Source organism: Paenibacillus sp. NPDC057934 (assembly GCF_042887565.1).
In the GTDB taxonomy this organism is placed as follows: domain Bacteria; phylum Bacillota; class Bacilli; order Paenibacillales; family Paenibacillaceae; genus Paenibacillus_AQ.
The window spans coordinates 277,487-302,946 of the sequence record NZ_JBHVPB010000006.1 but is presented as its reverse complement, the minus strand read 5'-3'; the positions used below and the strand labels follow the sequence as shown (position 1 = coordinate 302,946).

General features: G+C 46.6%; 20 protein-coding genes and 1 pseudogene. 3 read left to right on the top strand and 18 right to left on the bottom strand.

The annotated features are described in order from the left end of the window. Positions 1-104: 104 nt before the first annotated feature. From ACFVRY_RS16190 to ACFVRY_RS16165, 6 genes are all read right to left on the bottom strand, one after another. Positions 105-782 (bottom strand): response regulator, encoded by a 678-nt coding sequence (locus tag ACFVRY_RS16190; RefSeq protein WP_387501249.1) that lies wholly within the window; start codon positions 780-782, stop codon positions 105-107. After that, the gene (locus ACFVRY_RS16185; RefSeq protein WP_387501248.1) at positions 779-2,035 is read right to left on the bottom strand and encodes a sensor histidine kinase; all 1,257 of its coding nucleotides are present in this window, start codon (positions 2,033-2,035) and stop codon (positions 779-781) included. Before ACFVRY_RS16185 ends, ACFVRY_RS16190 begins: the two co-directional genes overlap by 4 nt. A 50-nt stretch (positions 2,036-2,085) precedes the next feature. Then, entirely contained in the window at positions 2,086-3,312 is a 1,227-nt protein-coding gene (locus ACFVRY_RS16180) for an alpha/beta hydrolase (RefSeq protein ID WP_387501247.1), read from the bottom strand. 164 nt (positions 3,313-3,476) lie between these two features. Beyond that, positions 3,477-3,917 carry a CcdC protein domain-containing protein gene (locus ACFVRY_RS16175; protein ID WP_387501246.1) on the bottom strand — a complete coding sequence of 147 codons (441 nt, stop codon included), beginning with the start codon at positions 3,915-3,917 and terminating at the stop codon, positions 3,477-3,479. 252 nt (positions 3,918-4,169) lie between these two features. Continuing rightward, positions 4,170-4,958 (bottom strand): ABC transporter ATP-binding protein, encoded by a 789-nt coding sequence (locus tag ACFVRY_RS16170; RefSeq protein ID WP_387501245.1) that lies wholly within the window; start codon positions 4,956-4,958, stop codon positions 4,170-4,172. A 71-nt stretch (positions 4,959-5,029) separates the two neighbouring features. Further along, on the bottom strand, positions 5,030-5,737 hold the full coding sequence (locus tag ACFVRY_RS16165; protein WP_387501244.1) for a FadR/GntR family transcriptional regulator: 708 nt from the start codon (positions 5,735-5,737) through the stop codon (positions 5,030-5,032). 150 nt (positions 5,738-5,887) lie between these two features. On the opposite strand from ACFVRY_RS16165, the gene ACFVRY_RS16160 reads away from it, so the two are divergent. Next, positions 5,888-6,391 carry a DUF3231 family protein gene (locus ACFVRY_RS16160; protein ID WP_387501243.1) on the top strand — a complete coding sequence of 168 codons (504 nt, stop codon included), beginning with the start codon at positions 5,888-5,890 and terminating at the stop codon, positions 6,389-6,391. Between the two features lie 250 nt (positions 6,392-6,641). Here ACFVRY_RS16160 and ACFVRY_RS16155 read toward each other — a convergent pair whose 3' ends face one another. The 6 genes from ACFVRY_RS16155 to ACFVRY_RS16130 form a co-directional block, all read right to left on the bottom strand. Next, positions 6,642-8,723 (bottom strand): alpha/beta hydrolase fold domain-containing protein, encoded by a 2,082-nt coding sequence (locus tag ACFVRY_RS16155; RefSeq protein WP_387501242.1) that lies wholly within the window; start codon positions 8,721-8,723, stop codon positions 6,642-6,644. Positions 8,724-9,146: 423 nt separating this feature from the next. Then, positions 9,147-9,971, bottom strand: coding sequence for a carbohydrate ABC transporter permease (locus ACFVRY_RS16150; RefSeq protein WP_387501407.1), 825 nt, complete (start codon positions 9,969-9,971; stop codon positions 9,147-9,149). A gap of 80 nt (positions 9,972-10,051) precedes the next feature. Next, positions 10,052-10,972, bottom strand: coding sequence for an ABC transporter permease (locus ACFVRY_RS16145; RefSeq protein WP_387501406.1), 921 nt, complete (start codon positions 10,970-10,972; stop codon positions 10,052-10,054). A gap of 88 nt (positions 10,973-11,060) precedes the next feature. Continuing rightward, complete coding sequence (locus tag ACFVRY_RS16140) at positions 11,061-12,698, bottom strand: extracellular solute-binding protein (protein WP_387501240.1); 1,638 nt, start codon at positions 12,696-12,698, stop codon at positions 11,061-11,063. Positions 12,699-12,837: 139 nt separating this feature from the next. Further along, on the bottom strand, positions 12,838-15,183 hold the full coding sequence (locus ACFVRY_RS16135; RefSeq protein ID WP_387501239.1) for a helix-turn-helix domain-containing protein: 2,346 nt from the start codon (positions 15,181-15,183) through the stop codon (positions 12,838-12,840). A gap of 306 nt (positions 15,184-15,489) precedes the next feature. Beyond that, positions 15,490-16,368: a helix-turn-helix domain-containing protein gene (locus tag ACFVRY_RS16130; RefSeq protein ID WP_387501237.1), complete on the bottom strand. Its 879-nt coding sequence runs from the start codon at positions 16,366-16,368 to the stop codon at positions 15,490-15,492. Positions 16,369-16,504: 136 nt separating this feature from the next. On the opposite strand from ACFVRY_RS16130, the gene ACFVRY_RS16125 reads away from it, so the two are divergent. Beyond that, positions 16,505-18,481 carry an alpha-amylase family protein gene (locus tag ACFVRY_RS16125; RefSeq protein WP_387501236.1) on the top strand — a complete coding sequence of 659 codons (1,977 nt, stop codon included), beginning with the start codon at positions 16,505-16,507 and terminating at the stop codon, positions 18,479-18,481. A gap of 394 nt (positions 18,482-18,875) precedes the next feature. Here the strand turns inward: ACFVRY_RS16125 and ACFVRY_RS16120 are convergent, their stop codons facing one another. The 4 genes from ACFVRY_RS16120 to ACFVRY_RS16105 form a co-directional block, all read right to left on the bottom strand. Beyond that, complete coding sequence (locus tag ACFVRY_RS16120; protein WP_387501235.1) at positions 18,876-19,646, bottom strand: helix-turn-helix domain-containing protein; 771 nt, start codon at positions 19,644-19,646, stop codon at positions 18,876-18,878. 859 nt (positions 19,647-20,505) lie between these two features. Next, positions 20,506-21,444, bottom strand: a complete 939-nt coding sequence (locus ACFVRY_RS16115) for an SDR family NAD(P)-dependent oxidoreductase (RefSeq protein WP_387501233.1) — start codon at positions 21,442-21,444, stop codon at positions 20,506-20,508. A 37-nt stretch (positions 21,445-21,481) separates the two neighbouring features. Next, positions 21,482-21,868 (bottom strand): GNAT family N-acetyltransferase, encoded by a 387-nt coding sequence (locus ACFVRY_RS16110; protein WP_387501232.1) that lies wholly within the window; start codon positions 21,866-21,868, stop codon positions 21,482-21,484. A gap of 266 nt (positions 21,869-22,134) precedes the next feature. Then, positions 22,135-23,025 (bottom strand): LysR family transcriptional regulator, encoded by an 891-nt coding sequence (locus tag ACFVRY_RS16105; protein ID WP_387501231.1) that lies wholly within the window; start codon positions 23,023-23,025, stop codon positions 22,135-22,137. A gap of 108 nt (positions 23,026-23,133) precedes the next feature. On the opposite strand from ACFVRY_RS16105, the gene ACFVRY_RS16100 reads away from it, so the two are divergent. After that, the gene (locus tag ACFVRY_RS16100; RefSeq protein ID WP_387501229.1) at positions 23,134-24,324 is read left to right on the top strand and encodes a coenzyme F420-0:L-glutamate ligase; all 1,191 of its coding nucleotides are present in this window, start codon (positions 23,134-23,136) and stop codon (positions 24,322-24,324) included. Positions 24,325-24,475: 151 nt separating this feature from the next. Here ACFVRY_RS16100 and ACFVRY_RS16095 read toward each other — a convergent pair whose 3' ends face one another. Next, the gene (locus ACFVRY_RS16095; RefSeq protein WP_387501228.1) at positions 24,476-25,045 is read right to left on the bottom strand and encodes a YdeI/OmpD-associated family protein; all 570 of its coding nucleotides are present in this window, start codon (positions 25,043-25,045) and stop codon (positions 24,476-24,478) included. After that, positions 25,044-25,460 (bottom strand): annotated as a pseudogene (locus tag ACFVRY_RS16090) (MFS transporter); the annotation flags it as partial. The pseudogene ACFVRY_RS16090 and the gene ACFVRY_RS16095, both read right to left, overlap by 2 nt.

Sequence of the window (25,460 nt, the reverse complement as noted above, 5' to 3'; positions counted from 1 at the left end):
GATCTCTCTATAAAAATTGAAATATATGGATGAGTATAATCAGAGCACGAATATTTGTAAATGAGTTCCTGTAAAAAAAAGACCCTCCTTTTGTAAAAGAAGGGTTACTTAACGATTCGATTGCGGATAGCGAATACAACAGCTTGAGTACGATCGTCGGCATCAAATTTATGCAGGATACGGTGGACATGGGTCTTCACCGTACTCTCTCCGATATAGAGCGCAGCTGCGATCTCTTCATTGCGCAGCCCGTATGCCATCTGCTGGAGAACCTCTAGCTCCCGGTCAGTCAGTGGATCGAAGGCTGCTAAAGGGTCCGGCACATGGTCCTCCAGAGGGATCGGCGCTCTGGAGCTCATCGCCCTCCCGATCACCTTAGAGGCCACTGCTGTCCGGAAAATGGCCTCGCCACGAAATGCCGCTCGCACCGCATCCACCATATCTTCGGGAGCGGCATCCTTAAGCAGATAGCCAGCCGCGCCAGAACGGATGCCGTCATAGACGTAGTCTTCCTGGTCAAAGGTGGTGAGGATGACAACTTTGCAATCCGGCTCAAGTTCCAGAATGTGAGGTGTTGCTGCAATTCCACTGCCACCTGGCATCTGAACATCCATCAACACTACGTCAGGACGAATATGCCGGACAAGCTCCACGGCCTCCGGCCCACTCTCCGCTTCCCCGGCCACCTCCATATCGTCCTGCGCATTGATGATGTAACGCAAGCCATGACGAACAAGCTGCTGATCGTCTACCAGTATGACACGGATCATAGATCCCTTCATGTTCTCTCCTCCTGTTTCTCTTCCCCTTCACCCAGTGGCACTGTAACCACCAGTCTCATGCCGTGCGGCTGAACTCCTTGTATTTGCAAGTTACCGCCGGCCCGTTCACAACGGGCCTCCATACTGGCCAGGCCGAACCCAAGCTGCACCGATGAAGCAGGCTGACAGATTCCGTTGTCCGCAACCGTCAGCGTCAACCTCCTGCCATCGCTGGTAACGTTCACTTCAACATGGGATGCCTGCGCATGCCGGATCACATTCGTGAGTGCTTCCTGCAGCACCCGATACAACAACTCAGAAATCTCTGTCCCCCATTCCTGATCGTCCCCGTCAACGGACATTCCGATCGTAAGCCCAGCCTGTTCTTGCACCTGCTTAACAAGACTTTGCAAAGCCACCAGGCCAAGTCGTGCCTCATCCGTCGCCATCTGCCGGACGACCGAGCGGACATCCTGTAGACAGTGACGGGCGACGTCAAGGACGGTGCGCAGCGCCTGTTCGCCTTCCGCGGCATCACTTTTCATCATAAAAGGCAACGCCTGAAGTTGTACGATGACAGAAGTCAGGCCATGGCCGATGCTATCGTGAAGATCGCGGGAAATGCGGGTCCGCTCCTCCAGAACAGCATAACGAAGCAGTTGCACCGTAGCCTCTTCCAGTTCACTGTGAGTATGCTGCAATTGATGATGTGCCTGCTCTAGTTCCGTATGAACCGCCTGCAATTGCTCATAATAGAGCATCCTAGACTGGGTAGCTTCCCTACGGACCCGTACTCCCCAAAATATAATGTACGTACCCAAGTGAAGGACAGAAGCGACTAAGATATCATTCTTCTGCACCCCGAACAGAAAGAAAATAAGAGCATCACCGGATATCATCAATACGCCCAGCAGGATTGAAAAAAACAACGGAAGCCGAAGCGTAGCATAGCCAATAAGATAGAAAACAAAGACAATCAGCGGTGCCGGGGTACTGAACATCTGGCAATAGAGCACTGTCAGCAGCCAGCTGAGCAGAATCATAATTCCACGCCAGTGGGCTTTGACAATCGACGCTGGAAACCATAAGAGGACCAAATAAATCAGTACCGCCAGGATTCCCACAACTGGGCCTGCTGCGGGGAACCTGGACGAATGCACTATGGTTTGGGGAACAACATTTAGTGTATACAGCAGTATAAGACTAAATACGATCTTACGCTGGTGGGTCAGCAGGAAATCTAGCAGCGCACCGGGCTTTTGTTTAATTTTCATAGCAGGATCCTTGTCGTTTAGAATGATATTTCATTATATCATCTTTGTCTCTATCTGACGGTTGTTGGAGCAAGTCCTTGTTCTTTTAGAAATTGAGTGACAACTGACCTTTTAGCCATGTCTCCAAGGGTTCCCGGGATTACATCAAATCCATGATGTGTAGATGGGAACTTTCTTAATGTTATGTTAACGCCCATATCCTTTGCTTTCTGCACTACCTCATAAGTTCCTTGTGCTGGAATAAAGTCATCGTTTTCTGCCGCAACAATAAGTGTAGGTGGTGCAGAAGGAGATGCGTAGGTTAACGAGGAGATAGCTGCAAGTCGCTCTGGGTGCTCTTTAGGCGAACCACCGATGTAATCTGCTGTAAAATCTTTCGGACTTTGATTATTCCACCATTTTTGCCCGTAGTCATAGGAATAACCGGGATTAGCAACAGGATATCCAGCGACTACTGCCTTCGGCTTTGGAATTGTTCTAAAATCAGAAGGATCTTGCATAGCTTCGTTAGTTGCTGCCGCCCAACCGAGGTTGACAGCCAAATTACCGCCTGCTGAGTCTCCCATAACAATTAGCTTATTATTGTCTCCCCCCCATTCTTCAGCATGTTTGGAAACCCAAGCTAGCGCATACGCAACATCAGCAGGAGCCTTATCCCATGTAGCATATTGATCTGAAGCTAAACGATAGTCTACACTTACCACTAGCCAACCTTGATCTGCATACCACCTCATGGTGGAAGACAAATCTGATGCCTCACCGCTTATCCAACCACCGCCATGGATATACATGATAATCGGTGCTGCATTTGTTTGGATTCGGGGCTTATACACGAGTGCCTTCAGTTCTTTACCCTCTGCCACCTGATAAGTTTTGGTGATATCAGGAACGGCTGGTTTTGTCGAGAATGGCCAAATCGTCGATAGCACATTTATCGAACCGTCATTGTCATAGGTTACCTTTATAAAATTCCCAACGATCCCACTGGAGGACAACAAGGCGAGCACGGACAAAACAACGGTTGTATTCGCAAACCAGCGTTTCACCTTTTTGCGCAACACAAAAGTAACGATAACCACAGCCAAACTAGCAACAACAAAGAGCGGACCCAATACCGACCAAGTCATGATCCCAATGGTTATTAATGAATTCCCTTTAGCGGGAACAAATAGAGTGAGGGCAGCAAATACTACCACGATACTCACCAAACCTCCAATAATAAGGACAATTGAACGCAGTATGTTAATCAATAAAGAAGACACATGATTTGTAGTCACAATAAAAGCCTCCACCCTGAATTTTTATATAACCAACGGATTGAGCTCGCCCTGCCCTTTGGGCGATGGACTGCGCTCCGTACGCAAGCCAATCCAACGGAATCGCCTGCGTTTCAAAATAGCCTAATCCTATTTTCGTATTTTCCATATTCATTTCTACTCATTTATGCCAACTGTTTGTATTTCAGATAGACAAAATAGCGGCGGGCGCAGACGTTGGCAAGCGAAACGAACAGCAACCCTGTGCTTAAAGACAACACAGCATGGTGCGCACCCCAGTACTCCGTAAGATGGCGAATCAGCATCACGGCCAGGAAAATCACAATGCCGACTATCGAGCCCTGTGAAGTGATTTTGCCCGTATCAGGATTCACTCTCACCTTCTGAAGCTTGCCTCTCCAGGCGCCCAGAGCAAGACCTATGACGATACAGATCAGATAGATCAGCAAGCTGCCAGGAGTAAGATCGATTTTGGTCACACTGGACAACATCAAGTATGCAAAGAGAGCCGGGGTAATCCATAAACGGGAAGGTCTGATTTCTTTTTCCCGCAGATTTAAAATTACAACAAGGATCACCACAATCACATAGTTGGTCATACTCATTTTTGAATTCCTCTTTTCTGTAACAATTTGAAAGGCATAACATGATTGTACCGAAATTAAGGTTCCATGGAGTCCACCCGCAGGTGGATGCTCACACTCCATCCGGAGATGGACCTTGGGAAAAGCATCTGAAATGCCTGATGCAGGCATTTTTCCCTCCCGGACCTGCAATAATACGTTAAGAACGCCTCTCTTATGGTACAAAGAAAAAAGACACAGCCCATTTAGGCTATGTCTTCATAAAAGCTTGTCTTAGTTATTTTCAGGAATGGAGAGCCAGGCCCGCTGATTTTGCCAGCTCACCTGAATCGGGGTTTCAAAGAAGGCCGTCAGGTTAGCACTGGTCAGAACCTCTTGCGATTGGCCTTTGGAGTACACCTCACCCCGCCGAATCAGCAAGGTCTGATTGAATACAGGCAAGATCTCTTCAATATGATGGGTAACGAATAATAGCGTTGGAGCATCTGGCTCCTGGGCCAACTCACTGATGCTCGTCAGCAGCGCTTCTCTGGACAGGAAATCAAGTCCGTTCGTTGCTTCATCCAGAATAAGCAGTCTTGGCGAAGCCATCAATGCCCGGGCAATCAGAATCTTCTGCTTCTCGCCTTGCGAACAGGATTGATAAGCACGATCCAGCAAATGAAGGCAAGACAGACGTTCCATTAGTTTCCGGGCCTGTTCATAATCTTCCTCGCTCGGATCGGTATATAACCCGATCGAGGCATGTTTTCCGCTGATCACTACATTCTGTGTCTTATCATTGGCATGTAATCTCTCTTGTAATGAGGAGCTGACCCAGCCGATGGACTTACGCAGCTCCCGAAGGTCCACATCCCCGAATCTGTGTCCGAGCACAGACACCTGACCCTTGGTCGGCCAGATATAACCGTTGATGACGTTTAACAGCGTCGTTTTACCCGAGCCATTAAGTCCCAAGATCGCCCAATGCTCCCCTTTAGTCACGGTCCAGTCAATTTGCTCCAGAATCGTCTTGTTCTCCCGATACCAGCTTACATTGTTCACTTCGATCACATTCGTCATCTGCATAATCACTCCTTGAAGGAAAATGGAAGGCATTCAGCATATCATCTGATGTTTAAAATCAAAAAAATCTAACCCTGGTTCAAAAATCTTTTGAGCTGCCCCACTGTACCGTTCAAATTCTGTAAGGTCCAGTGCTCGGCCGCAGCCACATCCTTGTCCCGGATCGCCAGATACAGATTCTCGTGGAAAAGATGATGCGGGTCATGTACTTCCTGATCTTTGGCCAGCGTATGCTGCGAGTCTAGCAGCACAGACGAGAACGTCCTGTACAGATCGGCAGCGATACTGTTCTGGCTAGCCACCGCCACTGCCAAGTGAAAAGCAATATCGGCGTTCAGATAGGCGGTCATATCGTCGTTTTCCAATGCCTGCAACCTCTGATCCAGTGCAGTCCGCATGTGCTCCAGGTCCTTCTCGCTCCGCCGTTCGGCAGCCAATCGGGAAATATCCAGCTCCAGCATCTTTCTTACTTCGTATACCTCCAGCAATTCAGCTCTCCGTAACCGGTGAACCAGTGGTTCGTGAATAATAGGATCGGCTGTCAAAAAAGTACCAAATCCCTGCCGCTTCTCCAATAAACCTGCGTGCACCAGCACTCTGACCGCCTCGCGGATCGTCGAACGCCCGACGCCGAACTGCTCCATTAGCTCCGGTTCCGTGGGGATTTTATCACCGTGCTTGAGTTCCCCGTCGGAAATTTTCTTTTGCAGTTGATTGACCACATCATCCACCAGTTTGGGACGATTTAATGTCTTGAATGAAACTTTAGAATTCATCAGATCATCTCCTGTTTATTGGATAATATCACGCCACGATTATGGGATCAACCCTATTTTTTCTAATTCGCAGCTGCTACTAAAGAATACATTCTTCATCAGATTCCCATACTAATCCAGTACGATTCAATTATTGAGAGGGGTTTGAGTATGGCTGGTATTTTAGGCGGTAATCCGAAAGATGAGCCCATGCATTATGGAGAGATTTTCAATGTATGGATGTCATCAACAGCTGCAAAAGGGCTAGTATCACTCTATCGGGCATTTCAATCCCATGCTGGTGATGATGATCTAAAAAAAGTACTGGGAGATTTAATTAACCAGTCTGAGCTGGAAAGCAGTGAGTGTGACGCGCTCCTTGGGACAGTCGGTATTGCTTCAGTCCCGACGCTCCCTGACCGTCCGGAAGTAAAGGTGGAGGATATTCCCGCAGGTGCCCGGTTCACCGATATGGAAATCGCCTCCAAAATCGCTGCAGATAATGCTGCCGGACTAGTGGGTTGTAGTACCATTATGGGAATGTCCATACGCGAAGATATCGGGGCCTTGTTCGCCAAGTATCATCTCACTAAAGCAGCTATCGGTATAAAAATCCTGCACATGAACAAGAAAAAAGGCTGGCTGATCCCTCCCCCGCTACATATCAAAGGCTGAGAGATACCATTTCCTCACGTTTATTGTTTAACCGAAACAGCCCGCGGTATTTTTCGCGGGCTGTTCGGCTGCCTATTCTCCAGTTTTAATTGGTGTATGAAGGCTGACTTAGCTAATCATTGTGTATATCCCCCTGTAATAGCAACGGAACGATCATAGTCAATATATATATTTTAATATTCGGTTTTTGAATCATGCGAATCTATTCACTTAGGAATTTCAATTTAATCAGATCCTCCTATAGCCTCTCTCATTCAGTCAAATACAGGTCGCCAAAAGCATCGATATCCTTGGAGGTACCTATGCCACCATTGTATTCTACCCAACCTTTACGTCCTACCCCGTCATTGTCATTGACCAGGATTGAAAATTTCAGCTTCAGGCCATTCTTGACCAGTGAGGTATCATGGCTTAACTCTTCCCACGGAATTGCGAGCTCGTAGGTGGTTTTTGGGTCTTCCCGTTTGATTGTGTATTTAAGGTCTATAGCATCGCCCACCGGGAAGCCGCTTGGCGCGATCCAGCGCCACTTGTACAACGTCCCGTTATCGTCCCTTGCGGCACCTAGTTCATGATACTCTGACGGAACTGTGCCATCTGAATTGGCTACGCCTATCCCGATCTGAATGCTGTCCCCGCTCCAGATGGCATCCCCCGATGCTGACTGAACATGCTTGTCGTCGGTGACCTCTACCCCTAGATACAGGTTGTGCGCATCCCAGGAAAGCTGGCCGGTGGCGCTAAGATCCTGCTCTCCTTTCCAGTCATTGACCCTGACATCCTTCACAGCAAATCTAACAGAATTATTCCAGTCCGACAGGTCGCCATCGATCTTCAGAGGCTTGCTGAGCTTTGGGATAAGAAGGGCATTGAAGGTATCCAACGCTGTCTGCAGTAGTGTACCCTGGTCGTTAGAAGCTTTCAGTGTTCGCTGACCTCTTGCCAATTCCGGTAGATCTATGCGTACTCTCTCGCCCGGTTGTAATGCTACTGCTGTTGTAAAAGTGCCTGGGGTAGATTGTGCTGTCTCATACTCCACTTCCAGTAACCCACTGAATTTGTTCTTGGACTGGTTGGTAACGTCCATATGAGTTCTTACCCCTTGGCGTGATGGATCGTAGAAAGTCGTATAATGCGCCTCCAGCGGATCGATGACATTCACATTAACAGTAAATCCCTGGGCGGTTTCGCGGCCTTGGCCCTGCCATACATCAACGGATAGATTTCCTCGCTTGACGTCCTCCGGAGTCTGGATCTTAAGCGTGTGGTTCTCTTCTCCTATGAGCTCCCATCCATCCGGCAAAGTGACATTAAGCTGCTCCCCGGGAGTTCTTCCGTAAGCTTCAGGCAATTTGATTTCAAAGATATCACCAGATGCAACGGTGAGGCCGGAATTCTCTGGCAATCGGTCAAGGTCTCGGCTGTTCCTGACATTCCATAAAAAATGCGAAGTGGTCTCCACAATCTCGTCTATGTACTTCGCATTGGTGAAGTCGTGACCTACGCCCTCCATCGTCAGCAGATTATGATAAATCCCTTTCAACTTCAATTGCTCAGCCAGTTCTACACTTAGTTGATAAGGTACTAACTTGTCTATAGTCCCATGAACGATAAGAAACGGTGGAAGATTGTTATCCGCACTTCTGGTCAGATCTCCGCCATAAATATCCAGAACGGCAAAGACAGATTTCACGATGGATGGATCACTAATTAAAGATAGATTGACAAAGTTTATTGCAAGATGGCCTCCCGCAGAATCTCCACCGATCACAATATGTTCGGCATCTAGTCCGTATGTCACTGCATTGTCGTTGATCCAATGCATCACATCCCCTATGTCCTCGCAAGCGTCAGTAAGCGTGCGGTTGAAGTTACTAAACGGGTCTTTTTTCAACCGGTAATCCACAGACAGGACCACGTATCCCCGTTTGGCCATCACCGTAGCAAAATCGGCGGGACCTTCCTTGCTCCCTCCTGAATAACCGCCCCCATGGATGAAAATGAAGACTGGTCTTTGCTTGTTGCTATCACCTATTGGCTGGTACAGGTCAAGCTTCAGCGCTTCTTCTGCCTCTGTCTCATTCTTCTTCTTGGCATACAAAATATCGCGTTTCACATCAACTTCATAAGCTGGGGTCAAATACTGCACCGGCTCTTGCTCATGAATCACCTTAACATTGGATTGTGCCGCACTGTTATTAACAGGATCCACGGATACCACCTCCTTTTCTTGGTTATCAGAAACATTATGATCCTCGCGATTATGCAGAAATAGCCAGGTACCTAGAACAATAAGCAAAATCGGAATCACATAAAAAAGCCTTCGCTTCACTGTGACAACCTCCTAGAATGATTTTATATGCATGATCCACACCCCGCTCTGACTCGCAGAATCAGTCGGCAGTAAGATAATACCAAATCTAATTTTATTCTAGATTTCCCAAAAGCATTTAACAATCCTGTATTCTTCGTAAAACAAGTGTAATATTACGTTTTCAGCTTCGGGCGACACACTATTGCCACCAATACCTTTACACAGGCAGTCCACATAATAAAAATAGACTTTCTGATACAACACTTCAAACCCTCTCATGATTCATCAACATAACCTGCTCAAAAAAACGCCAAGCATCAGAAATCCGATGCTTGGCGTTTCTCTCTTGGGCAGTCTCACAGTCTCACAGTCTCACCAGAGCCCAGTTATGGTTCGGCTAAGATTGAGATGTAGTCCATTAACAACACTTCCGTGTCTTACTCATTCTTTAATAGAACCTAACATGACACCTTTGACAAAATACCGCTGGAGGAAAGGATATAGCAGCAGGATCGGCACCGTCGCAACAATGATCGTCGCATATTTGATCGTCTCCTGAATCAGCCCCTTATCAACATCCGCCACAGAATTCATCATGGAGTCCGTACTGTTCGAGATCAGAATCCCTTGCAGTACCAATTGCAGTGGGTACAAATCTTTGTTACGCAGATAAATCAGCGCATCCATATAGGCATTCCAATGCCCTACACCATAGAACAGGGTCATTACAGCCATTATGGGCAATGAAACTGGAATAAAAATCTGGAACAGGATACGAAAATCATTAGCTCCGTCGATCCGCGCCGATTCCTCCAGCGCTGCGGGGATACCCGCGAAGGAAGTACGCATGACCAGCAGGTTCCAGGTGCTAATCGCAGATGGCAGGATCATCGCCCACCGCGTATCGAGCAGTCCCAGGTTTTTCATATTGAGATATGTCGGTATCAACCCCCCGGAAAAGAACATCGTGAATACGATAGCGAACATAATCGGTCCGACGAATCGTACCCCCTTGCGAGACAACGCATAGGCAGCAAAGCTAGTAAGCGTTAGATTCAACGCCGTTCCGACGACGACATAGATCAGAGTATTCAGATACCCGATGGAAATCATCGGATTCTCAAATACCAGCTTATAGGATTCCAGACTGAAGCCAGTCGGCATCAACAGTAACCCCTGGTGTTGAATCAAATCGGAAGGATTACTGAAGGAAGCAAACAACACATACAGAAACGGATACAGGGTCACGGCCATAAGCGCCAACATAAACAGGTTGATGCAGATATCAAACAGCCGTTCACCCCAGGAAATTGGAGACTTCAAGGACATTCACCCCCAGGAATGGACTACCACAGACTTGTGTCGTTGATCTTCCGGCTGATCTTGTTGGCCGAGACGAGAAGCAGGAAGTTAATGATATTGTTGAATAGGCCAATTGCCGCCGAGAACCCGTAATCCATCTGGAGCAACCCACGCCGGTATACGAAAGTGGAAATCACATCTGCTGTTTCATAGGTTGTCGAATTGTACAACAGAAGGATTTTTTCCAGACTCCCCCCGGCCATGAGTGAGCCGAAGCGCAAGATCAGCATGATGATGACTGTCGGCATAATGCCCGGGAGTGTGATATGGAAAATTTGTTTGAAGCGCCCCGCACCATCGGTTTTGGCTGCTTCGTACAGACTTGGGTCAATACCCGCAATCGCGGCCAAATAAATAATCGATCCCCATCCGATTCCTTGCCAGATGCCTGAAGAGACATAAATAGTCCGGAACCATTCAGGCGCAATCAGGAAAGAAACCGAAGGAATGCCGAACAAGCCGGTCAATTGATTAATCAGGCCGTTCCCGGAAAGAAAGTCGACCATCATCCCCGCCACAACCACAATAGAGATAAAGTGCGGGAGATACGTAATGGACTGCACCACATTCTTGAATATCCGGCCCCGGATTTCATTAAGCAGGAGCGCCAGAAGGATTGGCGCCGGGAAGCCAAAGATCAACTCGTAAAAGCTGAGCAGCAGTGTATTACGAATCAATCTCCAGAAATAATAACTGTTATAAAAAGATACAAAATGCTTGAAGCCGACCCACTCGCTGCCCAGAATTCCTTTGACAGGAGAAAAATCCTTAAAAGCAATCTGCAATCCGTACATCGGGAAATACATGAAGACCAGATAGTAGATCACAACTGGAAGCAGCATGATATAGATGTATTTATGACGGGACCAATCTCTCCGCAGCTTCAACACATAGACCTCCTTCATGAACAAGGGTAAAAAAACAGCGGGTTCCGGGCCGGCGCAGGTCAGCGCAAAAATAGCCTCAGAAACCCGCCCACAACAGTGTTACTGATTACCGCTTCAAGTACCGTTCATAAGCCGCCTGCTGAATATCAATGGCCTCCTGAATGCCCATACCTTCAACGGTCTTCAAGAAGGTATTGAAATTATCGATTGGCTCCACACCCATAACGAACTTATCGAACATCTCGTCACGATAGGTAGTCACGTCCGTCATAATGGCCGCCAATCGAACCGATTCATCATTGGTCAGAGACAACGTCGGAAGCCAATCCCCATTTTCCACATTCATCCAGGTACTGAGTGCTTCCTTCTGCTGAGGCAGCGAAACGTTCTGCTCCTGATAGCGTTTATCCTGGACAAATGGACCTCCGAATGGAATCGCATATCTGCCAAGCGCAGTGGCGAAGGCCATGCCATCCGGATTTTTCATAATATCATCGGTATAGGTAGGAAAGCCGTCATTCATCTCATAGCTCTTACCCTCGATGCCAAAGTTGAACAGCATGCTCCCCTCTTCACCGTACTTATAGTCCAACCATTTCACTGTTTCCTCGATATGCTTATTACTACTGGTAATTGCCGCTCCTACGCTGTTGAAGATTGGCGTGATTTGTCCCAGAACCGGTTTGTCGCCTTTTTTGAGCGTTGGATAAGGTACGCCTACAATATTAAATCCAGGATCTTTCTCGGACATGGCAGTCATATATTTGCCGATCCCACCGCCTACCGCGAGTTCGGATGCAGCCAGCAGCCCACCGGTCCACTTGGCATCCTTTTGCTTGTCGTCCGTTGCCGCGTAATCGCGATCAATGAGGCCCTCCGCATACCAGTTTCGCATTGTCTCTAAAAATTCTTTATATTCCGGCTGAATGTTACCATAAGTCACTTTCCCAGCCTTCAAATAGAACTGGCTGGTGATTCCCCAGGCATTGAGGAAAACATTGCTGAAATTCAGCATGGTATCCTTTTTAATCAGGAGCGGAATTTCATCAGCTTTGCCATTACCGTTGGGATCGCCTTCTTTAAGCGCTTTCAAGACAGTGTGCCATTCATCTATTGTCGTCGGTACCTGAAGACCTAGTTTATCAAGCCAATCCTGACGAATGCCAAGGCCAAAGTACGTACGCAGATACGGATCTGCCCGCAGGAACGGAAACGCGTAGATCCGCCCATCATCCGTGGACACTTCTTTCTTGATCTCTGGATGATCCGCCAGCAATTTGGACAGGTTCGGGGCGTATTTCTCAATGTAATCGTTAAGTGGGATAATGACGCCGCTGTTCATGGCTCCTACACCACCCCCCGGATAATCATTCCAGCCCCATTCAATAACATCCGGATAAGAACCTGAGCTCATCAGCAGATTGAACTGATTCTTCTCCTGACCGGTTGTAGGGCTCTGGAAATCAATATGGATTCCTGTCTTCTTCTCTGTCTCTTGATAAGCAGCGATGTCATTATGAGTCTTAATCCCTGGGGCAGCATTGCCCAAACCTTGCACGTAATAAGTTAATGTAAGCGGGTTGGATACAATCTTTCCATCCTTCGGCGCTTCTGTGGCCTCCGTTCCCGATGGCGAATCCGTAGGCGCTTCTGATTGGTTGCTCCCTGAGCAAGCCGATAAGGAAACGGTCAATGCCGTCATGGCCGCCAGTATGGTGATCAGGCCTCTTTTACCATAGTTCATGAATATATTCCCCCCTCTGGTTACTGTATGGTGCGTCCACTCGCAACTCCGACATCATCATACCCGTGTCACGTTGCTGCTGAATATGGCCTGGATGTTACATCACCATCCCAATTGAAAGATCGGAGACTGCATATTTCTAAGATCGATGTTCCGTTTGTGTGTTCGTGCGATATTGCCCGGGTGTAATTCCCTCATGCTTCTTGAAAAAACGGATAAAACCAATGTCGTTCGAATAACCGACCGCACGCGCTACATAGGCAACGGTACGATCTGTATCCTTCAGCAGCCGCTTAGCTTCCTGCAGACGAGTCTCCGCGATAAATTCAAGGATCGTATGACCGGTAATCTTTTTGAAAAAAGAGGAGAGATACGGCTGCGTGATTCCCAATTCATCTGCAATCAGGTTCACGCTCAGCATGTTCTCGCTGTAACGTTCCTTAACCATTCGTTTGATCGTCTCCAGCATCCGGCTCCCTTGGTCGCTACGCCCTTCGCGCCAGAGTCGGCAGACGGTCTGGAACTCCTTCTTCAACTGCTGAAATGTTCGGTGGGCATTCGCGCTGCCGTCGGACTGATTCTGCAGCAGCCGCATGGCAAGCTCCGCGTCCGCATTCGGCGTATTCTGCACAATCCGGAACAGCGTCGAAGACAGATGCAGCAGGAAATACGAGCCAACCAGCGGACTGCTGCCGTCAGTGCTGTAATGATCGGAATACAAAGCATTCAGAAGCTGCTCTGTTTTCTCTTCCTCACCTGATTTCACATAATTGGTCAGCTGCTGTTCGATATCCAGCGGATAATAATATACCGGCGGCCGCTCCCGTAATCGGTCAACTGCGTGATCCATGGCCTGCTGCTTAGCGTCCTCATCCAGCCGCTTTAGGGCATCGCGGAAGGCTTCACCGATTGTTTTTATTTCCCGCGCAATGAAACTGGCGCCTACGGCTACCTTTAAGCGGAACCGCCTACACAGCATGTGCTCCAATTGCTCTGTGATCGCCGTCAGTTCTGCCCTGCATGCCGCCTCATCGACTTCACTGAAATTAATCAGGAGAGCAATTCTACCTTGATCCAGCTCAGTGGTGTAGGCGATATGTCGCTCACCCACCAGATCAGTGGCAATATTTGAAATGACGAAATTGATAAAGAGCCATTCTTTAGGGTCATTTGCAGTAGAAAAAGCACTCATATCTTCCACATCAATCAGCAGGATCGCAAAGGTATCGGAGATGAAGACAATGTCCATGAATTCCAATGCTTCTGGCTGCAGTTCATGAGAATCTGCATAGCCTTTGATCAGCCGGTTCAGGAAATGAAGGCGAATAATTGGTGTCTGGTGCGACAAACGGCCCCTGAGTTCCGTTTCCGTTATACGGGCCGACTGGATCGATGTATGTATGAACTGATATTCCAGCGGTCCCTCCTTGCTGGGCAGGGCGGTGCTGTTACCGGTCACAACCGATACCAGATCACGGAGTGGGCGAAAATTGCGATAGGATAGATAAACAGATACAGCCGCTCCTGAAAGCGCAGCCAAAATCAGCAGTAACAAAGCCCAGCTTCGCACCTCGTTCACTTCCTTCAGAAAGACAACCCGGGGAACCTCCAGAACATATTTCCACCCGAAGACGCTAGAAATCACATAGGATACAATCATCTCTTTCCCCTCACGCCGGGTCTCCAGCTTGCCCTGCTCGCCTTGCATGTCTCCATATGCAAATGATAACGGAACATCACTGACCATCGTTGTGCTGATCATCCGGTTATTGCGGTCCACAATGTAGATTCTACCTTGTCCGGCATCTGCCAAACCTTGAAACATCTTGCGTAGCTCATCTTCGTTAATCATGATGAACAACGTGGCTAATCCCATGGAACGGTTGCCGAGCGGAAGGGTCTGCATATACGCAAGAATGTCGCTAGGCTCTCCGATACTGCTTCTTGCATGCAGCGAGGGTTCGAAGGTGCGGAAATGGTATCCGCTTTCAAATTTCTGCACCCATTCATCGGCACTCAACCCGTCAAAGCGAATAGCCTGTTCAAACAAAATCTCCGGTGTCGTCTTCACGCCCGGCCCCAGCATGGTTCCAGTTTTGGGCAGATATATATAGTAATCATTAATGAATGGCGTCAATTGCTTGTAGCGCTTCAAATCTTCAGCTAGTGAAATCATCTCGTACTGCTCCTTATCAGACAAGGGCGCTCTACTGCTCATTAGCTGCAGTAATTTAGGATGATTGGCGATCTGCTGTTCCAACTGCTCGATCATTTGCAGCTGCCCATCGGCCAGTTCCCTTAGTTGCCCTAGCATAGCCGAATTACTGCGCTCCACGGATTTCACCACCACTTCCCTGGCGCTCCAATAAAGTACGCTGCCAAGAACAAGCAGCAGCAGAAGTATTGAGATATAGGACCAGAACAATGCCGGCCAAGCGCCTTTGAACCTAAACCATTTCCAGCTTCTCATACCCTTCTTCTCCATCGGCTCTCCTCCGCTTCCGCTCTATTGTTGTGCCCCTAACACCTAGAGGACCTCTATAATCCCGCTTTAGTATACCATCATTACAAGTGGGCAGGACCTAACCATTCGTTCACTGGAGTATCCATTTGTATGATTTGTAAGGAGATACACTGGAAGCCAAGCATAAAAAAACCATCCTCCAATAAGTTACGGAGAATGGGTCTGGATATGATCCTGCAGAAGGCCTCTTCTTTGAGGGATACGACACCTCATTCCATCATATTTATTGATGCTGGGGATACAACGTTGACGAACTATTCCATGATTCTATTCTATTAAAAACACCTGATATTGCTTGCGGTACTCCCCAGGTGTGAGTGAAGTTTGGCGCTTGAACAAGCGTGTAAAATAGTTATTGTCCTGCAGGCCACACAACTCACCGATCCGTTTCAATGAAAGCTCGGAATGCGCCAGCAGCCGCTTGGCCTTCTCGATCTGAAGATGGTGCCTGTATTGTAGCGGGCTCATCCCCGTATACTGCTTCAGGCAGCGAGCCAGATAATCGAAATGATAGAGCAGATCACGCTCCATTTGCACGGAATCGAACGGCTGCTCCAAATGCTGGTTCAAATAAGCCGCCACCTTCTCGCTGAGAAAATAGGAACGGGCCTGCGGACTGCTGCGTCGCATCCCGTTCTGCAGTTGCAGGAGAAATTGACCGAGCAGGATATTCAGCTCAAAGGAACGCTGTAGGGTCAACACATGGTGCAGCTCAAGCATCTCGGTCAACAGAGGCTGGAGTGAGCGCAGATCCACAGCAGCGAATTTCGGAATCTCAATGACTCCCGGTGGAGCTTCCGTATCCTGATCACTACGCTGGAGCAGCGGCTGCTGCCAATGTGTCTTCTCCTTCAACATGGGTTCCACAGACACAGGGTACTGAAAATGAATCCAGTACACCTCGGTCTCCAGCTCGGTCGGCCGTGAGCCGCGATGGGTTTTGCCAGGCTCCAGAACCAGCATCATGCCTTCGGCAACCTCATAACCAATACCATCTTCCTCCATGTGCAACACCCCTTTGGCGCATATAATGAGATCAAATACCTCAAATTGGCGCTGAGCATGCTGCACGCCGGGCTGCCATAACGTATGACCGATTGCCGCCAGCAATGGAAAGGGCGGGACCGGTAGTTCAAGCACAAGCATGTAACGTCCTCCTGATTCAAACACACCGAAATTGTACTATACAAAGTCGGAATTGTCGGCTGTATGTCATCTGATAATCCATTAGAGTGGTAGATATAATATGATTCTATCATTTAATGACCAGGGGGACGCAAGCATGAAATTTCGTCAGGTGCATCTCGATTTCCATACATCCGAAGCCATTGAAGGCATTGGCCGGGACTTTTCCAAACAACAATTCCAAGAGATGCTCAAGACCGGGCATGTCGATTCCATCACCATCTTCTCCAAATGTCATCATGGCTGGGCCTATCACCCAACAACCGCCAATGAAAGGCATCCACATCTGGATTTTGACCTACTGGGCGCCCAGATTGAAGCTGCACATGAAATCGGCGTGAAGACGCCAGTCTATCTCTCCGCCGGACTAGATGAGCGTCTCGCCCGCAAGCATCCACAGTGGCTGATTCGCAATCAGCAGGAGGTCATTAGCTGGACGGGTGACTTCATGACACCAGGATATCATCAATTCTGTATGAACACCCCTTATCTTGACGTGCTGGCCCAGCAGGTGGAGGAAGTGGTGAAGAACTACGATGCGGACGGCATTTTTCTGGATATCGTCGGCGTCCGGGAATGTTATTGTCAGTACTGTGTGGCTGACATCCGTGAGCAGGGCTCGGACCCGCGTAACCTGCAGGATATGAGGAAGTTGTGGGAAGAGACCTACGCCCGGTACGCAAAAAGAATGAACGAAACCGTGCACGCGGTGAAGCCTAGACTGCCGGTATTCCACAACAGTAGCCACGTTGACCGCGGGCGGCGTGACCTTGCCCATGTCAACACCCATCTGGAGCTAGAGTCTCTGCCGACAGGGGGTTGGGGCTATGACCACTTCCCGCTCTCCGCACGTTATGCGCAGACGATGGGCATGGATTTCCTCGGCATGACCGGAAAGTTCCATACCTCCTGGGGCGAGTTTGGCGGGTACAAACATCCAAATGCGCTGCGCTATGAAGCGGCATTGAGCCTTGCCAACGGGGCGCGCTGCTCCATAGGAGATCAACTACATCCCGGCGGCCAGATGGATCTCGCCACCTACACGCTGATTGGCGAAGCTTACCGCGAGGTAGAAGCCAAGGAAGCATGGTGCCGGGATACCACAGGCATAGCTGATATCGCCCTGTTGTCGCTCGAAGCTGCATCATGGGCTGCTGGCAATGGTCCGATCCCTCAGCACAACAAGCATGATACGGGGGCTGTGCGGATTTTGCTGGAGGGTAACTATCTCTTCGACGTGGTGGATTTGGAGGCCGATCTGACATCATACAAGGTGCTGATTCTACCAGACGAGATTCTAATCACAGCGCAACTTAAGTCTAAGCTAGATGACTTTATTGCTGGCGGCGGCAAAATCCTAGCTACCGGACGTTCCGGCCTGTCCGAGGACGGCAGCGGATTTACACTGGATTTAGGGGCTGCATGGCAGGGAGTATCTGCGTTCCATCCTTCGTATTTGCGACCGGCTTTCGAGCTTCCTTCACTGCGCACGGCCTCTTTTGTCATCTATACCGAAGGTCAAGACGCAGTGCTCTCACCGGGCGGTACTCTACTCGGCAGCAAAGAGAATTCATACTTTAACCGCGACTTGTTCACCTTCTGCTCGCACCAGCATACCCCCTCCGATCTACAAGAGGCAGGTGTAGGCATAGCAGAAGGACGGGACGGCATCTATGTAGCTTGGCATGTGTTTGAGGATTATGCTGTCAAAGGGAGCCTGCCGGTGAAGGAAATCATCTGCTACGCACTGGATCGCCTGCTAGGAAACCATAAATCGCTAACTACCAACCTGCCTGCGCAAGGTGTTACCACATTACAGACGCAGCCGGCCTCCAATCGATGGATCAATCATCTGCTGTATGCTTCTCCGGTACGGAGAGGTGAAGGCGTAGAAATAATCGAAGATCTGCTGCCGCTCATGAATACAGAAGTCACCATTGAGGCAGCAGCGCAAGTAAAAGATGTGTATCTGGCACCTCAAAACGAGAGTCTTCCATTCAGCCAAGTTGACGGCAACTTGAGCTATACTGTGCCGCTGTGGGCATGTCATCAAATGGTTGTGATTCAATACTAGAAAATAGCGCACTTACAATGAGCATCCCCGCCACCAGCTATGGGCGTGGGGATGCTTTTTTTAAGCTGGGCTTATGTAAGTAACGTAAGACTGTTTCTCGCTGCGGGGAGGTTTAGACTTTCGGACCCTAGTGTAATGGCACGTAACAAGAACTTTATCCATAAAAAACCACGATTTACGCAACCCTTATGAGATAAGGTTCTTGTCTTCCGACATGTAAGCAGAATGAAAACACCTTTCTGTTTGTTGCATTATAGCTTTTTTTGTAGACACTACAAGTAACATACACACAAGATAAAAATTTTCACACAGATATCTTGATGCACGCCGGTTCAGATTTATAGTTCATTTGAAACAATTTAACTAAGAATTTCCTTTAGTTTAGTCTATTTTTTCATTCATCAATTTCATTCGTAAGACTCAGTTCAATCTTACGATGTGCCCGAATCAACTCTATTACAAGCCTACGTTCTTTTATCGACATCATAACGGAGTCGAGATAAACCGGTGCAGATTCGTCTGAAAACTCCGTTCTCTGCACAGGAATCGTTGTTGCCTTGTGTTGTTCCGCCAACAAGGTTTGTAGAGTCGTAATAAAGGAAGCACGTGTATCAGTGCGACAAGATCTTTCGAACACAGAAAATGTTCTTATCGACTCCCGCTCAACAAATTTCTCGTAGAATTTACTCTTTTCACTTTTCTCCAGTTTTTTGGAATCATCGGTTGTCATGTTAGTAATAAAAGTTTCTACTCTTGTACGCAAGGCTATTGTACAAGACGGGCCTATGCAATTAGAGAGACTATCGCAGTATTGATCAAGGAATTGCTTGTTTCCATCGTCGAATAAAATCCGCTTATAGATCTCATCAAGAAGATTCATAAACGTATCATCAATTTCTTGTTGTTTACGAATTCTCATTAATTGATTAACGTCTTCAACGAGGAGGCGCGGGGAAAACTGATGTATAATCTCTTCATAGGTTACTTTAGACTTTCTAAATGCGCGGGAAAAAATCATGAGAGTACCGATAGTGGGGTTAGTCTTGGAAGACTCAATCTTTGAGATATGTCCCTGCACGATGTACGTGGCAACTTCAAGGTCCGTTTGTGTTTTGTAACCATTCGAAATTCTAAGGTTTTTCAAATAAAGGCCACTAGAATTCAAAACCATCATCTCCAATAATTTAATAGAAAAAATTTCTATATTCCGAGAATATAAAAAATAATATTACTGGAATAATCAAAGAATATATTAGCTATGCAGCGTTGTCAAGTTGTGTATATGAAAAAATACTTTTGGGAGGATTCTTTATCTAATTATTTAGGTTTTTAATTCTTTTATCGGAAGTAATAAACCTATAAATAAAAGGCCCTACACTCCATTTGTTTGGTTTAGAACTCTTTATCATCTATTGCGGTTCATATAGAAATATAGATGTAGAATTATAATTGAAACCAACTATGTCCACTGATGAAGATAATAATGAACATTTTGATACTCCAATTTAACTGTTCTATCGTTTTCGTAACCAATAGATTCTTTTACAGGGGGACCTTTTTCACCCATACTTTAAAACCTTAAAATAAGCTTTTAAGTGCAAGTACCACTTATTTTGGTTGTTCTATCGATTTTTTTCTGAGAAAAAAGTATTCCGTCACCACACGCCACAATTTGTAATCATTATGTGCGAAAAAATTTTCGCTATGCTGTTACCGCAAAGTTATAATAATGTAATAATTCCTTTAAGCTTTTATGTTTTGGTGATGCTGGACTTGTAATCAAACTTGAAAAATTAACCAGGTAATATAAAACAAATGCTTAATTAGTGTATAACAGACGGGATTCAAAACTTCGATGAAAACCACTTAATAATTTGCAAAGTCGACATTTCAACTAACAGGGTACGACAGCTCAAAAAGCAGATTGCACATGCAATCTGCTTTCTTCATTAAAGTACTGAGCAGGATACTTCCACTGTAGGCCTTGAATTCAGGCCCGTTACGTGAACGGGTCATGCCCCGCTCTACTCTTCAATCAGCGCCATACCCAGCGCCCATATCTTCTCTATGTTCTGCACATCCGCAGCATAAGCCGGATAGCTTTCCAATCCAAAGATATTCTTCAATTGTGCGAGTCCTGTCTCCGTTGTTGCCGGATGCATAATCTCTCGCTTGTGATTAATGAACTGCCCGGTAACAGACTTGAATTCGTCAGAGGTGCAGATATGAAAATAGTGATCAGCCATGCCGGATGGCAGTGGGTTAGTCAGATTTTGGACTCGTGCCAGCACTCGCCACAGGGGACTCATTTTGTTAATCGTCGCTGGAGACAACTTTACACGATTAATCTGCAAAGCATTCACGTTAACTCCTCGGCTCTTGTACTCTTCGGCCAGCTTGAAGTTCAGCAGCAGTAATGCCATTTTGGAATCTCCATACTGCTTATACATGCTGAAAGGCCGGGTGTCACGGAACTCACCGCGCAAATTATCGAACTCAATTGTTCGTTTGGGATCAAAGAAATGCTTAATGTTCGTCGTATTGGCATGCAGAATTCTCGGGTCCGGCGATTGTTCAAGCAGGCCGTGCAGCAAATGACTCATTAGCAAAGGCCCAAATGTGTTGGTCGCAAAGGTCAGCTCGATATGCTCGGGGCTGAGCTTATACTCTTTTTCACCATGATTCAGGTAAGCAGCGTTATGGATGAGGATATCCAAACGGGAATACTTGGCTATAAAAGCTTTACAGAATACACGGATGGATGCAAAAGAAGACATATCAAGCTCCATGAGATCAACACTCTCGTTACTGGAAAGCTGTATGATCTCCGCCTGAACGCCCCTGCTCCGCTGTAAACTACGACAGGCCATCAACACATGATAGCCCTCACTGGCGAACTTCAGCGCCGCCGCCCTACCTATCCCCGAATTTGCCCCAGTAATGATCACCATTCGCTGTTCCATACCCGGCCTCCCTGACACCTTAGTTTGCCTTGGAATTCTACTTTTGGATTACCCAATTTTTTCTATCAAGCTTATAATGATTATAGCTTTCGTTATCGAGCTCAATAATCCCTTGTACGGCTTGTGTTGCGTACCCTTTCCCCCTATGATCCCTGGATATTGCGTACATGATTTCGCGGTTTGGGGCCGGCAATTCATCCTTTATCCCTGAGGCGCCCCATCCGATTAGCTCTCCTGTCTCTTTCAAAACAATCCCCAATCGAAGACGGAGCTCACCAATATCCCCACCTTCCGCTACAGTCTTCAGAAACTGCCCGTTCTCTGGGATTTCGTAATGTATCAGCCATTCTTCCCGCTGCTCTTTGGCTACGTTCCAGCCAAAATTCATGTATTTCAGGTTGCCAGGTAAGCGAATGAAATGCATCCAGAAGATCAGTAACTATGTATTCTCTTAAAATGATGTCCTGACAGTCAATGCTAAATGTATTGTCCTCTGCTTGATAATGAGTATGGGTGTCCATGAAATATCTCCTTCTGGAAAATGTCCTTTTACTCATCATAATCATTTATTAAATTCTATGACTTGGCGAAAATAATTATAGCTAAACTATACTCTCCATAAAAAAGCCCGGGTGATGCGGTGCGCTCGTATTCATCTCACCCATTTCCAGAACTTTTATTAGCCTAAAATCAATCCACTAACCTGTTCTTTATAATCTCCACAAATTTTGTCGACGCTGGCGATAAAGATACACTTTTCAGAAAAGAGATGCCCATACTCCGCTTCGGTATTTCCTCAGTTAATGAAACCTGATGCAATACTCCATTATTCAAATACTTCTGGGAGAATTCCTTCGTTACACAAGCTACGCCTAAATTGATCTTGGCAAATTCTAATAACAAATGATGTGAGCCCAGTTCAAAATCGGGAGAAATTTTTATTCCTTTAGACAGCATATAGTCTTCGACATATTTTCTGGAGTTAGACTTGGATTCAAGGAAGATTAGCGGCATTTTGACGACCTGATCCAAGGTAACTGTTCCGGATAACTGGCTCTTAAATTTCTCCCCATATACAAAAATATCATGAATATCAGTGCAGGGAATTAATTCTAGTGCCGGATCTTCCAGCGGAAAATTACAAATGCCAATATCTACACTACCTGATTTAATTAGCGCACAAATCTCAAGAGTAGTGCCATTCACCATCTTGAACTTAATATTAGGGTAACGATTATGGAACTCTTCTAGGTAAGGAAGTAAAAAATACTTGGAAATCGTATCGCCTACCCCTATCTTCAGCTCGCCTGACGTTAAATTTTTCAATTCGAGCAGCTTTTCTTCCCCGACATGAATTAAATTCATGGCCGAATTGGCGTAGTCAAATAAGAGGCGACCTTCATCCGTTAAAAATACACCCTTTGATGTTCTGGTGAATAATCGAGTATTGAGTTCCCTTTCTAATTGCATAATCCCCTGGCTGACAGCCGGCTGTGTCATGTAAAGCTCTTGAGCCGCTTTGGAAAAGCTTGTGCTCTTAGCTACCGTACAAAACACTTTATATAAATCTAACTTGCTCACTGCTATAAGCACCTCTTATATCATATATTCAATATATTAATTTCATTTATACCACCTGATGAGTGTATATTACAAATAGGAATCCAAATTATGCAAGGAGCGATTAAATTGGAAAGAGTCGTCGGAACAGTGGTAAGAGGCCTTCGCTGCCCCATCATTAATCAAGGAGACAGCATAGAAGACATCGTTGTAGATAGCGTTCTAAAAGCTTCCGAAGTGGAAGGCTTCGCCATTCAGGATAAAGACATCGTTACAGTTACGGAATCCATCGTTGCACGTGCGCAAGGCAACTATGCTACCATTGATCATATTGCACAAGATGTAAACTCCAAATTTGGAGATGATACGATCGGTGTTATTTTCCCCATCCTAAGCCGGAACCGCTTTGCTATCTGTCTTCGCGGCATTGCCAAAGGAGCTAAAAAAATTGTACTTATGCTCAGTTATCCGTCGGATGAAGTAGGCAACCACTTAGTGGATCTGGACGAGCTTGATGAAAAAGGCGTTAATCCTTGGACCGATGTATTGACAGAGCAACAATTCCGCGAGTTGTTCGGATATAAGAAGCACACCTTTACCGGCATCGATTATATAGATTACTATAAATCATTAATTGAAGAATACGGCGTGGAATGTGAAGTCATTTTCTCCAATAATCCAAAGACTATCCTGCAGTATACTAAACATGTACTGACTTGCGATATCCATACAAGATTCAGAACGAAGAGAATTTTGAAGGCCAATGGCGGAGAAAAAGTATATAGCCTTGATGACATATTAGCTGCATCGGTGGATGGCAGTGGATGTAATGAAAGCTATGGTCTGCTTGGTTCTAATAAGTCGACAGAAAATAGCATAAAACTATTCCCGCGCAATTGCCAACCAATCGTGGATAACATTCAACGCAGACTCAAAGAAAAAACGGGCAAGCTCGTCGAAGTGATGATCTACGGGGATGGAGCTTTCAAAGATCCGGTCGGTAAAATATGGGAACTAGCTGATCCGGTTGTATCGCCTGCTTATACAGCAGGACTTGATGGCACACCAAACGAGGTGAAATTGAAATACCTTGCTGATAACAACTTCGCTGGCTTGAAAGGTGAGGAATTGCAGCAGGCCATCTCTCAATACATCAACAATAAAGAAGCCGATCTGGTAGGCGCTATGGAAGCACAAGGTACGACACCTAGACGATTGACCGATCTGATCGGCTCTTTATCAGACCTTACTTCCGGCAGTGGAGACAAGGGTACGCCAATTATCTTTATTCAAGGATATTTTGATAACTATACGAATTAGTGTATTCTGAAGGCCTGCCCCCTTCAAATAAGACTATTCGCAAAAAAAGCTGGGTACCTCTAAAGGTGCCCAGCTTTACTTTATTTAAAACAAACTCTTGCCCTTTATGCTGTGATGGGAACCCATAACAAATTAAAAGGCCCAGAGCATCTTAATAATCTAGCAGACGTCCATGATCATTCCATTGGCCGTACATTTTGTTTTCTCTAGTATTTGTTATGAATTTGTCTAATCTACTATTAAACAATTCTGGCTGTTTCTTATTGCTTTGTATCGTGTCGATGCGGACTCTTTTATAAAGATCTGGAAATGCCATGAAATTCTCATAGACTTGCCTTTCTTCTTTGAGCCTTTCCTCTATAACTCCTTCTATTCTTAAAGAATCGTAATCCATATCAGGAAGAACCCTTCTTCCTTCGTCTGTTAGGAGCCCCAACTTTTCGAGGCGGCGGACACGTTCTTTATTCAATTCAGTCCATGAGCTTTTTTTACTTCGGGGAGACAGTCTCTGAGCTAGCTCCGTCTCAGATATTTTCTTCTTGACGCCATCAATCCATCCAAAGCACAAAGCTTCCTCGACCGCGTCCAAATAGAAGAGCGTATCCCATCTAGGTGTCATACTAACCAAGACCCAACAACATTTTTCAGTCTTACTATTTTCCTGTAGCCAGAACCTCAGCTCTTCTCTCGATTTTACGGGAGTCAAATGATCCATTTTCATATATAAAAAGAAACTCCTCTCCACAGTTATCAACGATCCGTAATGTGATCGGCACGCCAAAAGCGAATCCAACGGTTACTCCGGCCATCACCTGGGTGACCGCTTTGCCGCTCTTTTCGGGAGAAACAAGGCTGGCAGCGGTCGCAAGGGCAATCGAAAAAAAGACAGGATGAAAAAACGCAGGAACCATCCGGAAAGCCAGCATAACTTCGAAGCTGCTAGTATAAGCATACACCAAATTAGAGATGGCCACGATTAACGCAAATGCACTCACAAGGTATCCGGCCTCCGAGGGCGCTATGTGAAACTTTTGAGTGATTTGGGGAAGAACTCCGATCATGCCCATTTCAGTTGTTATAATGCCAAATATACCTAAAGCCATAAAAAAGATAAGCGAAGAATAGCTATTTTTCAT